The 12,125-nt window shown below is 74.3% G+C and carries 15 protein-coding genes; 10 read left to right on the forward strand and 5 right to left on the reverse strand.

Annotated elements, in window-relative coordinates:
• Positions 1 to 17: 17 nt before the first annotated feature.
• The 6 genes from ABEA04_RS05435 (at position 18) to ABEA04_RS05460 (ending at position 6,333) form a co-directional block, all read left to right on the forward strand.
• Positions 18 to 1,445 (forward strand): sulfatase-like hydrolase/transferase, encoded by a 1,428-nt coding sequence (locus tag ABEA04_RS05435; RefSeq protein ID WP_345455311.1) that lies wholly within the window; start codon positions 18 to 20, stop codon positions 1,443 to 1,445.
• Positions 1,446 to 1,517: 72 nt separating this feature from the next.
• The gene (locus ABEA04_RS05440; RefSeq protein ID WP_345455313.1) at positions 1,518 to 3,569 is read left to right on the forward strand and encodes a hypothetical protein; all 2,052 of its coding nucleotides are present in this window, start codon (positions 1,518 to 1,520) and stop codon (positions 3,567 to 3,569) included.
• The gene (locus ABEA04_RS05445) at positions 3,566 to 4,468 is read left to right on the forward strand and encodes a GNAT family N-acetyltransferase (RefSeq protein WP_345455315.1); all 903 of its coding nucleotides are present in this window, start codon (positions 3,566 to 3,568) and stop codon (positions 4,466 to 4,468) included. The genes ABEA04_RS05440 and ABEA04_RS05445 overlap by 4 nt, the downstream gene beginning before the upstream one ends.
• A gap of 22 nt (positions 4,469 to 4,490) precedes the next feature.
• Complete coding sequence (locus ABEA04_RS05450; protein WP_345455317.1) at positions 4,491 to 5,786, forward strand: D-arabinono-1,4-lactone oxidase; 1,296 nt, start codon at positions 4,491 to 4,493, stop codon at positions 5,784 to 5,786.
• Positions 5,787 to 5,813: 27 nt separating this feature from the next.
• Positions 5,814 to 6,155 carry a hypothetical protein gene (locus ABEA04_RS05455; RefSeq protein WP_345455319.1) on the forward strand — a complete coding sequence of 114 codons (342 nt, stop codon included), beginning with the start codon at positions 5,814 to 5,816 and terminating at the stop codon, positions 6,153 to 6,155.
• 10 nt (positions 6,156 to 6,165) lie between these two features.
• Entirely contained in the window at positions 6,166 to 6,333 is a 168-nt protein-coding gene (locus ABEA04_RS05460) for a MerR family transcriptional regulator (protein WP_345455321.1), read from the forward strand.
• Positions 6,334 to 6,340: 7 nt separating this feature from the next.
• On the opposite strand, the gene ABEA04_RS05465 is transcribed toward ABEA04_RS05460, so the two are convergent.
• Positions 6,341 to 6,691, reverse strand: a complete 351-nt coding sequence (locus ABEA04_RS05465) for a DUF202 domain-containing protein (RefSeq protein WP_345455323.1) — start codon at positions 6,689 to 6,691, stop codon at positions 6,341 to 6,343.
• A 110-nt stretch (positions 6,692 to 6,801) separates the two neighbouring features.
• Between ABEA04_RS05465 and ABEA04_RS05470 the strand changes: the two genes are divergently transcribed.
• Complete coding sequence (locus tag ABEA04_RS05470; protein ID WP_345455325.1) at positions 6,802 to 7,920, forward strand: YihY/virulence factor BrkB family protein; 1,119 nt, start codon at positions 6,802 to 6,804, stop codon at positions 7,918 to 7,920.
• 9 nt (positions 7,921 to 7,929) lie between these two features.
• Here the strand turns inward: ABEA04_RS05470 and ABEA04_RS05475 are convergent, their stop codons facing one another.
• Positions 7,930 to 8,283, reverse strand: coding sequence for a GntR family transcriptional regulator (locus tag ABEA04_RS05475; protein WP_345455327.1), 354 nt, complete (start codon positions 8,281 to 8,283; stop codon positions 7,930 to 7,932).
• On the reverse strand, positions 8,280 to 9,149 hold the full coding sequence (locus tag ABEA04_RS05480; protein ID WP_345455329.1) for a hypothetical protein: 870 nt from the start codon (positions 9,147 to 9,149) through the stop codon (positions 8,280 to 8,282). The genes ABEA04_RS05475 and ABEA04_RS05480 overlap by 4 nt, the downstream gene beginning before the upstream one ends.
• Before the next feature lie 111 nt (positions 9,150 to 9,260).
• Between ABEA04_RS05480 and ABEA04_RS05485 the strand changes: the two genes are divergently transcribed.
• Together ABEA04_RS05485 and ABEA04_RS05490 are read left to right on the forward strand one after the other, a co-directional pair.
• Positions 9,261 to 9,917, forward strand: coding sequence for a maleylpyruvate isomerase family mycothiol-dependent enzyme (locus ABEA04_RS05485; RefSeq protein ID WP_345455331.1), 657 nt, complete (start codon positions 9,261 to 9,263; stop codon positions 9,915 to 9,917).
• A gap of 9 nt (positions 9,918 to 9,926) precedes the next feature.
• Positions 9,927 to 10,190: a hypothetical protein gene (locus tag ABEA04_RS05490; protein WP_345455333.1), complete on the forward strand. Its 264-nt coding sequence runs from the start codon at positions 9,927 to 9,929 to the stop codon at positions 10,188 to 10,190.
• Here ABEA04_RS05490 and ABEA04_RS05495 read toward each other — a convergent pair.
• Positions 10,187 to 11,041, reverse strand: a complete 855-nt coding sequence (locus ABEA04_RS05495) for a LysR family transcriptional regulator (protein ID WP_345455335.1) — start codon at positions 11,039 to 11,041, stop codon at positions 10,187 to 10,189. The genes ABEA04_RS05490 and ABEA04_RS05495 overlap by 4 nt on opposite strands.
• 103 nt (positions 11,042 to 11,144) lie before the next feature.
• Here ABEA04_RS05495 and ABEA04_RS05500 point away from each other — a divergent pair, with 103 nt between their 5' ends.
• On the forward strand, positions 11,145 to 11,891 hold the full coding sequence (locus ABEA04_RS05500; RefSeq protein WP_345455337.1) for an SDR family oxidoreductase: 747 nt from the start codon (positions 11,145 to 11,147) through the stop codon (positions 11,889 to 11,891).
• Here ABEA04_RS05500 and ABEA04_RS05505 read toward each other — a convergent pair.
• Positions 11,879 to 12,109: a hypothetical protein gene (locus ABEA04_RS05505; protein WP_345455339.1), complete on the reverse strand. Its 231-nt coding sequence runs from the start codon at positions 12,107 to 12,109 to the stop codon at positions 11,879 to 11,881. The two genes, ABEA04_RS05500 and ABEA04_RS05505, sit on opposite strands and share 13 nt — an antisense overlap.
• Between the last annotated feature and the right edge of the window lie 16 nt (positions 12,110 to 12,125).

Raw genomic sequence — 12,125 nt, forward strand, 5'->3', positions numbered from 1 at the left:
ACGAGGAGACCCCCCGCATGACGCAGTCCACCCCCGCCACCCGCGGCCTCCACCGGCGCACCCTCGCCGGCGCGGCCGTCGGCGCCCTCGGTGCGGCCGGCGCCGTCGGTGCCACCGGTGCCGCCGGGCCAGCAGCCGCCGAGCAGCCCTTCCGCGCCGTGGCCCAGCGGGGCCGGGTGCCCCGGCCCAACATCCTGGTGATCCTGGCCGACGACCTCGGCGCCGCCGACCTCGGCGTCTACGGGTCGCCGAACATCGAGACGCCGAACCTCGACCGGCTGGCGGCGTCCGGCCTGCGGTTCACCGACGGCTACTCGGCCGGCGCGGTGTGCTCGCCCACCCGCTTCGCGCTCTACACCGGGCGCCACCCCGGCCGCACCCCCGGCGGCCTGCAGGAGCCGATCGCGGCGCCCGCGCCGACGGCCGGCATCCCGCCCGAGCACCCCACGCTCGCCTCGCTGCTGCGCGCGCAGGGCTACGCGACGTCCATGGTCGGCAAGTGGCACGGCGGCTTCCTGCCGTGGTTCTCGCCGCTGAAGTCGGGCTGGGACTACTTCTACGGCAACTACTCCGGCGGCCTCGACTACTTCAGCAAGCTGTACGCCAAGGACGGCTACGACCTGTGGGAGGGCGAGCAGCAGGTCAAGGACCCGCGCTACTACACCGACATCCTCACCGAGAAGGCCGTGGACGTCGTGCGCCGCAACGCCCGCCAGTCGCGGCCGTGGCTGTTCAACCTGAACTTCACCACCCCGCACTGGCCGTGGGAGGGCCGCGGTGACAAGGCGGTCAGCGACGAGATCACCGCCAAGGTGCAGGCGGGTGTGCCGCGTGCGCTGTTCCACGACGACGGCGGGTCGCTGGAGAAGTACACCGAGATGGTCGAGAGCCTCGACCGCTCGATCGGCCGGGTGCTCGACGAGCTGCGCCGCACCGGCCAGGACCGCGACACCATCGTGCTGTTCCAGAGCGACAACGGCGGCGAGCGGTTCAGCTACAACTGGCCGTTCACCGGCAACAAGGCCAGCGTGAACGAGGGCGGCATCCGGGTGCCGATGATCGTGTCGTGGCCCGGCCGCATCGGCAAGCGCCAGGTCAGCGACGTGCCCGTCTACACCACCGACTGGACCGCCACCTTCCTCGAGCTGGCCGGCGCCGAGCCCGACCCGGCCTACCCGCTCGACGGCACCAGCCTGGTGCCGCACCTGTTCCGCGGCCGTGAGGTGCCCGAGCGCGACCTGTTCTGGCGCACCCGCACCATGCGGGCGCTGCGACGCGGCGAGCTGAAGTACCTGCGCACCCCGGACGGCGTCGACCACCTCTACGACCTCGGCGCCGACCAGCGCGAGCAGGCCGACCTGGCCAAGCGACGTCCCGCCGACCTGGCCGCGCTGCGCTCGGCCTGGGAGTCGGTGAACGCGACGCTGCTGCCCTACCCGGCCTGAGCGGGTCGGGGCCTCACCCGGGTTCTCCCATAACCCGGCGGGGCCCCCTCGCCGCTACCTAGGCTCGCCGCCATGCCCAGTCTCACGACCCGGGGCCTGGCGACGAGCGCCGTCGCGGCCCTTGCCGTCACCGGTCTCGCCCTCGCCCCCGCTCCTGCGACCTCCGCCGCCGGCCCGGGCGTCGCCCTGCTCAGCCAGGCGGGGGCCTCGCCCGTCGCCAGCGTGCGCTGGGACGGCAGGGACGACACGGTGCGGCTGGCCCTGCAGACGGCCGACCCCACCGCCGTCGTCGGCTGGGACTACAACCTCGACCCGCAGGCCGCCAACGGCGCGTCGGGCTGGACCGAGATCACCGCCACGAGCGGCACCATGACCGGCTACGCCGTCACCGACTGGGACCCCACCGCAACTCCCGACGGCGACCTGGTCGGCCGCACGGTCGCGCTCCGGGCCCGCGCCACCACGACCGGAGGCACCAGCTTCGCGCGGCGCACCGGCGTCCGCGTCGTCGGCGGCGAGCAGACGCGGAGCCTGTTCGCCGAGAGCGAGGGTGGGTTCTTCCGCCAGCCGTACGCCGACAGCGACCGCACGGGCCGGTTGCTGGTCGTCAGCGGCACGACCGGCGCCAACGCGGGGAACGTCGTGCTCGAGGCGTGGCGCGCCGAGGACGGCGAGTACGCCTGGCGCACCAACGCGCAGGTCGAGGCATCGCCCATCAAGGGTCCGGAGGGCAGCGTCGCCTTCGGTGGCGAGTTCGACGGCGTGCTCGACCTGCGAGCGTTCGACGCCGCCGTCGGAGACACGCTCGCCGTGCGGGCTGAGCTCGACAGCGACCACGTCGAGCCGATCACGCTCTACCGGCAGACGATCACCCAGGCGAGCGCGAGCACCAACGGACCGAAGCCCGCCGGCGAGGCCACCGAGGTGACCTTCTTCGTCGACGACCAGAACGGCTTCGGCATCGCGGGGGCCGAGGTGCGGCGTCGCTCGAATGGCAACGTCGTCGGCTACACCGACGGCACGGGCCAGGTCGCCACCACCCAGCCCGCCGGCACGACGCAGACCTACTACGTCAACACCACCGACGTCGACGCCTTCGAGGACGGCGTCGACCCGGTCGTCGAGGTGGAGGCCGCCGCCTACACGCCGGAGCCCACCTCGGCGGGCCCGGTGAGCTTCGACCTCGATGCCTTCGACCTCGACGAGTACGCCGTGGGAGACCTGGCCGTGGGCTCCTACGACCAGCAGGGCCAGCCGATCGGCCGCCAGCCGGTCGAGTACCGCCTCTACCAGCAGGGCGAGACGCCGCCCGAGACGTGGACGCCGGCGACCACCGCCGCCGACGGCTACGCCCCGGTCCAGTGGCAGCCCGCAGCGGGGCAGTGGGTCCTCGAGGCCCGCATGGCCGGGACCTCCGGGGTGTCGAGCCTCGGCTTCCAGGCAGGACAGGCCCGACTGGTGCTGACCCCCGGGCCGGCGGCCGGCCCCGGCGGCCGTCAGTCCTTCACCGGTCGGCTGACGCTCGGAGACGGCGTGGACCTGCCCTTCCGCAAGGTCGACCTGGCCTTCCAGCGCGGCGTCGAGGTGGTGCCGGGTCGCGATCCCGACGCCGGCATCCTCGTCGGCGGCAAGCGGCTGCTCACGAGCAGCGTGACCACCGACGACGACGGTGCGTTCTCGTTCGTCGTCGCCGACGAGCAGCAGACGCCGAGGGCGGCCGAGACCGGCGGGCGCCTGCTGGTCGCGACCGGTGAGACCGTCGCCGACTCCGACTGGCCGCCGGTCGACGGCGACGCCGACGCCGGTGCCCGGCGGACGGTGGGCTTCGGCTCCGGCCGGGGGACGGCGTCCATCGGCCTGGCCGGCCGTGACAACGGCCCCGCCGCCGACGTGCTGCGGGTCACCGGAGCCTCGTCGCTGGCCGGTGAGCGGGTGAAGGTGCTGCGCGTGCTGAGCGGCGGCCGCTTCCAGCAGGTCGCGCAGCGCACGCTCGACGGGCAGGGCGACGTCGACCGGCTGGTCGTGGCCGACCGCAACGCCGGCGCGAAGACCGGCTACGTCGTCCGGCTGCTGGGCAGCACGCGGGTGCAGGCGGCGGTCTCGAAGGTGCGCCGGGTCCGGTGACCTCGGTGCGCGTCGTGCCGATGGCCGACGCCGACCTCGCCCGGTGGCGCGCCGACCAGGCGGCGGCCGGCGCTCCGCTGCCCGGGCGCGACGACGTCGACGACTGGCGGGCGCTCGACGTCGTCGCCGGCGACGTCGTGGTGGGTGGTGCGGTGCTGACCCTCAAGCGCGAGGGGCCGGTGGTGCGGTGCGCCGTCCGGCTGCTGCAGACCACCGTGCCCGCCGAGCGGCGCGAGGTGTGGTCGCACCTGGCCGACGCGCTCGCCGCCCACGCCCGGGAGTGGGGCGCCGACGTCGTGACGACGGCCGTCGCCCCCGCTCTGGCCGGTGCCTTCCAGCATGCGGGCTACCTCGCCACCATGACCGGTGTCTCGAAGCGGCTCGATCCCGACGCCGCACCCGAGCTGCAGGACGACCGGCGCGTCGCCGTCCGGCCGATGACGCCCGAGGAGCGGCAGCGGTTCGCCGAGGAGGCGCGGGAGTTCCTGCGGGCCGGCATGGAGCGCGCCGGCGTGCTGCCGGCGCCCGGCGCGCCGATGGCGCGCATGGACGACCAGCTGCGGCGCATCGCCGGCGCGTCGCCGCCCGACGACGAGCTGCTGATGACCGGCACCATGGGCCCGGACGGCGAGCCCGTGGGCCGGGCGTGGGCGACGCTCGTGCGGCCCGACGGGCCGGAGGGGCCGGTCGACTTCCTCGGCAACACCCTCGACCTGTTCGAGCCGTTCCGCGGCCAGGGGCTGACCAAGTCGCTGCTCGGCGCGCTCGTGCGGCACGTGCGGGCGCTCGGCGTGCGCGACGTGCACCTTCGGGTCTACGCGCACGACGCGGCCGCGCGGCGCACCTTCCTCGAGCACGGGGCCGGGGTCGACGACGTCCACCTTCGCCGCGAGCTGTGAGGGCCGCCCGTAGGTTGGCGAGGTGGAGCGAGACCTGCCGACCCGAGCCGACGTCCCCGCGAAGAACTGGGCCGGCAACGTCACCTACCAGGCCTCGGCGCGGCTGACGCCGACGTCGGTGGCCGAGCTGTCCGAGGCGGTCACCGCGCACGAGCGGGTCAAGGCGGTCGGCACCCGGCACTCCTTCAACGACGCCGCCGACACCGACGCCGACGGCGTGCAGGTGAGCCTCGAGGCGATGCCAGACGACGTGCGGCTCGACCCCGGCACCGGTGTCGTGAGCGCGCCGGGCGGCCTGACGCACGCCCAGCTCGCCGCCGTGCTGCACGAGCAGGGGCGGGCGCTGCCCAACCTGGCCTCGCTGCCGCACATCTCGGTGGCCGGCGCGGTGCAGACCGGCACCCACGGCTCGGGCGTCGGCAACCCGGCGCTGTCGTCGCAGGTGGTCGCGGTCGAGCTGGTCGACGCCGACGGCGTGGCGCAGCGGGTGGCGCGCGGCGACGACGACTTCGCGGCGGTCTCGGTGGGGCTCGGCGCGTTCGGCGTCGTGCACCGCGTCGAGCTGGCCACGGTGCCGGCGTTCGAGGTGGAGTCGCGGGTCTTCGAGGGGCTCACGTGGGAGGCGCTGCTGCCGCGGTGGGACGACGTCCTCGGCGGTGGCTACAGCGTCAGCCTGTTCACCCGCTACGACACCGACGAGGTCGAGCAGGTGTGGGTCAAGCGGGTGCCCGGTGGCGCCGGCGGCGACGCCGTCGAGGTGCTCGCCGGGCTCGGTGCCCGCGAGGCCGCCGAGCCGCTGCACATGCTGCCCGGGATGCCGGTCGAGAACCTGACACCGCAGCTCGGCTCGCACGGCCCCTGGCACGAGCGGCTGCCGCACTTCCGCAGCGACTTCCTGCCCAGCGCCGGCGAGGAGATCCAGGCCGAGTACCTGCTGCCGGCCGAGGCCGCCGCCGACGCCGTGGCCGCCATGCGCGCGCTCGCCCCGGTGGTCGCGCCGCTGCTGCACGTCAGCGAGCTGCGCCGGGTCGCCGCGGACGAGGCGTGGCTGAGCCCGTCGTCCGGCCGCGACAGCCTTGCCGTCCACTTCACCTTCAAGCTCGACGTGGACGCCGTCGCCGCGGTGCTGCCCGACGTGGAGGCCGCCCTGCTGCCGCTCGGCGCCCGCCCCCACTGGGGCAAGGCCTTCGCCTGTGACGCCACCGCCCTCCGCGCCGCCTACCCCCGCTTCGACGACTTCCGCGCCGTTCTCGCCCGCCGCGACCCCCGCGGCCGCTTCGAGAACCCCTACCTGCGGCGGGTGCTCGGGCCGCGCTGAGCGGTCCCTCGTGGCCATAATGCTCGGGTGCTCCGGCAGAGCGAGAAGTTCGAGGTCAAGGGCAGGACGCTCACGGTGAGCTCGACCGACGTCGAGGTGATGCCTCGGGTGAGGACCTTCCTCATCGGAGTAGCGCGCTCCGGCGGCACGGCGACCTACGGCGAGCTGAAGGTCGGGGCGCGGCTGACTCACGCCACCAACGGACTCGGCCGGCTGCTCGACCTCGTCGGTGTCGACTGCCGCCGACGCGGTGAGCCCGACCTTGCGGCCCTCGTGGTGACCAAGCAGACGGGCGAGGTCGGCGACGAGTACGGCGCCGGGGCCGCGCGCGAGCGCTCAATCGTCCACCGCCACCGATGGTCAGACTGATATAGCAGCCATGGACGAAGTCACTCCGAAGGAGCTCGGCGCCGAGCTCGGCATCAGCCCCAGGACGATCCGCGCCTGGCTGCGCGCGCAGGGCTGGCAGAGCGTCCCCTACACACGGTGGCGCCTGACGACCGACCAGGCCGCGGCCGTTCGCCGGCACTTCGCGCAACGAGGGTGACGGCTCCCTACCCCGTCGTCACCAGGACGACGGCGGCCACCACCACCGCGAGCAGCACCGCGGCCGAGGCGAGCGTCGGGCCGCGGGTGGACGCGGCGGTGGGGGAGAGGCCGTGGCGCAGCTCGACGCCGATGCGGCGGTAGCGCCGCAGACCGTAGGCGGCGACGCCGGCGCCCGCAGCGATGAGCACGCCGCCCGCGGTGAGGCTGGCGGCGTCCACGCCCCCGCCGTCGGCGAAGCGGGCGAGGGCCAGGCCGACCACCATCACCGCCGCACCGGTGCGCAGCCAGGCCAGCTGGGTGCGCTCGTTGGCGAGGTGGTCGCGCACGCTCGCGGACTCCTCGTTCGGCTCGGCCACGGTCCGAGTCTGGCAGGTTCACCCCTCCTCTCACCCGGTCAGGCGCAGGAGGCGAGGGGCGGGTGGCGACAGGCTCGACGGGTCAGCCCCACGGCCGAAGGAGCCTGCTCATGCCCACCCATCGGCCCGCCGAGACCGACCCCGACACCGACCCCGACGCCCCCGAGGGGGGCGAGGAGTCCGCGGCCGAGCTCGAGCAGCGGCCCGACCCCGAGGCCGGCGCCAAGCCCGACTCGCCCACCCAGCTGAGCCCGCCGGCCCGCAGGCTCGCGCTGCGCACGACGCTGGCGGAGTTCAGCGACGACCAGTGCACCGACCTCGCCGCCGCCCTCACCTACTACGCGGTGCTCGCGCTCTTCCCGGCCGCGATCGCGCTGACGTCGCTGCTCGGGCTGGTCGGGCAGGGCACGCAGGCGGTCGACGAGGTGCTCGGCGTCCTGTCCGACCTCGGCGCCGGTGGCGTCGTCGACTCGATCGGCCCGACGCTGCGCGACCTCAGCGGCTCGCAGGCCGCCGGCTTCGCGTTCGTGCTCGGACTCGCCGGTGCGCTGTGGTCGGCGAGCGGGTACGTCGGTGCCTTCGGCCGCGCGATGAACCGCATCTACGAGATCGGCGAGGGCCGGCCGGTGTGGAAGCTGCGGCCCGCGATGCTGCTGCTCACCGCGGTCATCGTCGTCCTGGTGGCGGCCGTGCTCGCGCTGCTGGTGGTGAGCGGACCCGTGGCGACGTCCATCGGGGAACGCATCGGCCTCGGCGACACCACCGTGCTGGTCTTCCAGATCGTCAAGTGGCCGGTGCTGGCCGGGCTCGTGGTCGTGATCGTCGCGCTGCTCTACTACTTCACGCCCAACGTGCGGCAGCCGCGCTTCCGCTGGATCAGCGTCGGCGCCGTCGTCGCGATCCTCGCCTGGGCGCTGCTGTCGGTGGCGTTCGGCTTCTACGTCGCCAACTTCTCCTCCTACGACAAGACCTACGGCGCCCTCGGCGGCGTCATCGCCTTCCTGCTGTGGCTCTGGCTCACCAACATCGCCCTCCTGCTCGGCGCCGAGCTGGACGCCGAGATCGAGCGCAGCCGCCAGCTGCAGGCCGGCCAGCCCAGCGAGGACGACGTCCGCCTGCCCCCGCGCGACGTCCGGCAGCTGGAGAAGAAGGAGCGCAAGGAGGCCACGCTGCGCGAGAAGGCGCGTGAGGTGCGCGAGGAGGGCGCGACACGTCGCGAGGACGGGTAAGCGGCCGGGTCAGGTGGTCCAGCGGTTCTCGACCAGCCGCAGCGCTTCGGGACAGGTGAGGCCCAGGGCGCGGGCGTTGGCGACGTAGTCGGCGACGAGACGCGCGAGAGCACCGCTCTCGCGCTGGACGGAACGCACGAAGGTGCCGCGTCGGCCGTGGGTCTCGATCACGCCGTCGGCCTCGAGCTCGCGGTAGGCACGGGCCACGGTGTTGGCCGCGAGCCCGAGGTCGGAGGCCATCTGGCGCACCGTCGCCAGTCGGGTGCCGGCGGGTAGCCGCCCGTCCGCCACCATCGCCGCCACCTGCGCGCGCAGCTGCTCGTACGGCGGGACGTTCGACGCCGTGTCGATGACGATGCTCACGGGGTGGCGCGTCCTCCGATGAATTCTGCGGGCCCCGCGCGATGCGGACGACGGTGGACGAGCGCCGCTACCGCCGTCGCAGCGATGGGCCCGCCGACGAGAAGAGCGGTAAGTGCGGTCATCACGGCGGGCAGGTCGTCCAGCTCGAGCGCGGTCGTGTAGCCGACGACCCCGACGCCGAACAGTGCGCTGAACAACGTCCCGCGCGGGGTCTCGCCCACTGACCGGGCCAGCAGTGCCTTCTGCCACGCTCGACCCTCGGGCGTGCTCGAGCGCACCGGGCGTGCGAGCACGACCGCGATGGCCACGTAGTCGGTGACCGCCAGCACCAGGATGACGCCGCTGACGAGGACGGCGCGGCCGGCAGTGTCGCTCGAGCTGCTCGCGTCCAGGGCGACGGCCGTGGCGAGCGTGGCTGCCGCGATGACGACCGCCGTCCGCAGCATCAGCCGCCGGGGCCGGCTGAACGACGTGGCCACACGGCGTCCGACCGGATCTGCGGTCCGCATGGCGCCGAGCGGCGGTGGCGTCGTCCGGTACGCCGCGACCAGCTGCCCGAGCACGAGGCCGAACCCAGCCCCGACCAGTGTCGAGAACCAGTACCAGGGTGCGTCATACCAACCATCGGTCACCAGGAGGCTGGCCAGCGCAATGCCCCAGACGAGACCGATCCCCGGGTAGAGCGTGCGACGTTCGAGCTGCGGGGCGAGCCACTGCCGCACCTCGGTGGTCAGGGGTGCGTCGACGGTCGCGGCGAGCGAGTCCATCTCGTCGTCGATGTTCTCCCGTGTCGACCGCAGCTGGGCGTAGGTGAACCCACTGGCGATCACGACGAGGCCAGCGGCCAGGACGAGCGTCGAGGTCATGGAGAATCTCCCGAGGTTTGTGTCAACCAATGACGCAACTGTATCGCTACAAACGGCTGGGGCGCCAGGTGTGTGAGGCTCGACGTGCCGCCGACCGCGAGGAGCCGAGCCGTGACCGACCACGCCACCGCCTACCGCATCGCCACCGACAACCGCCGCCGCGCGGCGGACCTGCTGGCCGGCCTCACCCCCGAGCAGTGGCGGACGCCGAGCCTGTGCGTCGGCTGGACGGTGCGGGAGGTCGCCGCGCACCTGGTCGAGCCGCTGGAGTCGGGCATGACGACGCTCGGGCTGCTCGGCGCGCTGGTGCGCCACCGCGGCTCGCTCGACCGGATGGTCGACGTCCACGCGCGGCGCGCGGCGTCCCGCCCGACCGACGAGCTGGTGGCGCGGCTGCGCGAGCTCTCCGGCGCCGAGCTCGACCCGTCCGTCATCGGTCCGCGGGGGCCGATGGTCGACAGCCTGATCCACCTGCGCGACATGGCGCGGCCGCTGGGCGCCGCCGTCGACGCCCCGCCCGAGGACTGGCGCCACGCCCTCGACTTCGTCGCCACGCCGACGTCGGTCACCCGCAGCTTCGCGCCCCGCAAACGGCTCGCCGGGCTCCGGCTGGTCGCCACCGACCAGGACTGGGCGAAGGGCGACGGCGCCGAGCTGCGCGGCCCGAGCGAGGCGCTCGTCATGGCCGTCACCGGCCGCACCGTCGCGCTCGCCGACCTCACCGGTCCCGGCGTCGATGTGCTGCGGGGACGGCTGTCGGGCTCGTAGGGTCCGCCCATGATGCGGTGGTTGTGGGGTGTGCTCGCGCTGGGCCTGGCCGCGGCCGGCGCCGTCGTCCTGCTGGTGGCCGACCGGCCTCGCACCGACTACGGGTGGTTCGCCTACACCGAGCTCGACGTCGACGGGGCCGTCGCTCCCGGCACGAGGTTCGTCACCGAGACCCAGCTGCTGGGTGCCGGGCTCGCGGCCGCGGGCGTGGTGCTCGTCGCCCTCTGGGTGGGCTTCTGGCTCGGCTCGCGCCGGGTGGCGCGCGGCGGCTAGAGCCGGGACGCCGTCCGCACCAGCCCGGCGACGCCCGGCGAGGTGCTGTGCGGCGGCCATGCGATGACGGTGGTGACGCGCGGCGCGTCGGTCAGCGGGACGACGGCCAGCCCGTCGCGCAGGTTCACCTGGGCCGACTCGGGCAGCACGATCGCCGTCCGCCCGAGCCGCACCAGCTGCAGCACCTGGGTGAGGTCGCTCAGCTCGGGTCCGGGTCCGTCGGGGTAGGTGCCGTCGAGGTGCGGCCACCGCGGCGGCGGCAGGTCGGGGATCGAGGTCGCCTCGACCACCGACATCGACGCGCGCGTGCTGAGCGGGTGGCCGGCGGGCAGCACGAGCACCTGGTTCTCGGTGAGCAGCTCGTCGGTGTCGAAGCCGCTCAGGTCGTCGAACGGCCGGTGCAGGATGGCGACGTCGGCGCGGCCGTCGCGCAGCATCAGCGCCTGATGGCCGGGCGAGCTGAGCACCACCTCGACCTCGACGGCGTCCGGCTCGGCCGCATAGGCGGCGAGCAGCTTGGCCATCAGCTCGCTCGACGCGCCCGCCTTGGCGGTGAGGACGACGGGCGCCCGGCCGCGTGCCTCGGCTGCCCGGCGGGTGCGGCGCTCGGCCGCCTCGACCTGGGCGAGCGCGGCCCGGCCCTCGCGCAGCAGCACCTCGCCGGCCGCGGTGAGCGTCATGCCGCGCGGCGTGCGCACGAACAGGTCGGCGCCCAGGCGGCGCTCGAGCCGGGCGACGGCCCGCGACAGCGGCGGCTGCGCCATGCCGAGCCGCTCGGCGGCGCGGCCGACGTGGGCCTCCTCGGCGACGGCCGTGAAGTAGCGCAGCTCGCGGGTCTCGAGGTTCTCCACGACGTCCACGGTACGACGCTCACCTGGGGCGATACCCACGAGGTATCGGGCGCGATGCACTCGGTCTTGGTGTGCCGGGGCAGCGCAAGCCCACGATCGGGGCATGACCGAGACCGCAGACACCCCGCAGACCACCACCAGGACGGCGCTCGTCACCGGCGCCAACAAGGGCATCGGCTTCGCCATCGCGGCGGGCCTCGGCCGGCTCGGCTTCCGTGTCGCCGTCGGCGCCCGCGACGAGGCCCGCCGCGAGGACGCCGTCTCGAAGCTGCGGGCCGAGGGCCTCGACGTCGTCGGCGTCGCGCTCGACGTCACCGACGACGAGAGCGTCGCCGCGGCCGCCGCCCACCTCGAGCAGCTCGGCGGCCTCGACGTCCTGGTCAACAACGTCGGCATCACCGGCGGGACGCCGCAGGAGCCCAGCCTGGCCAGCCCCGCCCAGCTGTTCGAGGTGGTCGACACCAACGTGATCGGCGTGCTGCGTGTGACCAACGCGGTGCTGCCGCTGCTGCGCCGCTCGGCCGCGCCCCGCATCGTCAACGTCTCGAGCACCGTCGGCTCGCTCGGCCTGCAGACCGCCCAGGCCGAGCCCTACGGGCCGCTCTCGGCGGTCTACTCGCCGACCAAGACCTACCTCAACGCGATCACCGTGCAGTACGCCAAGGAGCTCGCGCCCGAGGGCATCCTCGTCAACGCCGGCTGCCCCGGCTACGTCGCCACCGACCTCAACGGCCACCGCGGCACGCGCACCCCCGAGCAGGGCGCCGCGGTCTTCCTCGAGCTGGCGACCCTCCCGGACGACGGCCCCACCGGCACGTTCCGCGACGAGATCGGCGTTCAGCCCTGGTGAGACCGGGCTCCGGTGGGCCGTGCCGTGCCGCGGACGGCCCACCACGCCGCGAGCGCCAGCACCACGGAGAACGTGACCCTGCCATCGACGTCGGGTGACCCGACCGTCAGCCCCACCACGAGGAACGTTCCCGCGGCAAGGGCGAGCACGCTGGTGAACCAGACGACGCCCGTGGCGATCCGGAGCGTCGTCTCGTCGCGATCGGCCTGGCTCCGCACCCGCTCATCATGCCCC

Origin of the sequence: Nocardioides marinquilinus, assembly GCF_039543705.1 — a bacterium.
Classification (GTDB): Bacteria; Actinomycetota; Actinomycetes; order Propionibacteriales; family Nocardioidaceae; genus Nocardioides; species Nocardioides marinquilinus.

What these genes read in the sequence shown, in the direction of transcription:
- ABEA04_RS05435 (WP_345455311.1), top strand. Translation starts at nt 18, where the DNA reads ATGACGCAGTCCACCCCCGCCACCCGCGGCCTCCACCGGCGCACCCTC.
- ABEA04_RS05440 (WP_345455313.1), top strand. Translation starts at nt 1,518, where the DNA reads ATGCCCAGTCTCACGACCCGGGGCCTGGCGACGAGCGCCGTCGCGGCC.
- ABEA04_RS05460 (WP_345455321.1), top strand. Translation starts at nt 6,166, where the DNA reads ATGGACGAAGTCACTCCGAAGGAGCTCGGCGCCGAGCTCGGCATCAGC.
- ABEA04_RS05470 (WP_345455325.1), top strand. Translation starts at nt 6,802, where the DNA reads ATGCCCACCCATCGGCCCGCCGAGACCGACCCCGACACCGACCCCGAC.
- ABEA04_RS05480 (WP_345455329.1), bottom strand. Translation starts at nt 9,149, where the DNA reads ATGACCTCGACGCTCGTCCTGGCCGCTGGCCTCGTCGTGATCGCCAGT.
- ABEA04_RS05490 (WP_345455333.1), top strand. Translation starts at nt 9,927, where the DNA reads ATGATGCGGTGGTTGTGGGGTGTGCTCGCGCTGGGCCTGGCCGCGGCC.
- ABEA04_RS05500 (WP_345455337.1), top strand. Translation starts at nt 11,145, where the DNA reads ATGACCGAGACCGCAGACACCCCGCAGACCACCACCAGGACGGCGCTC.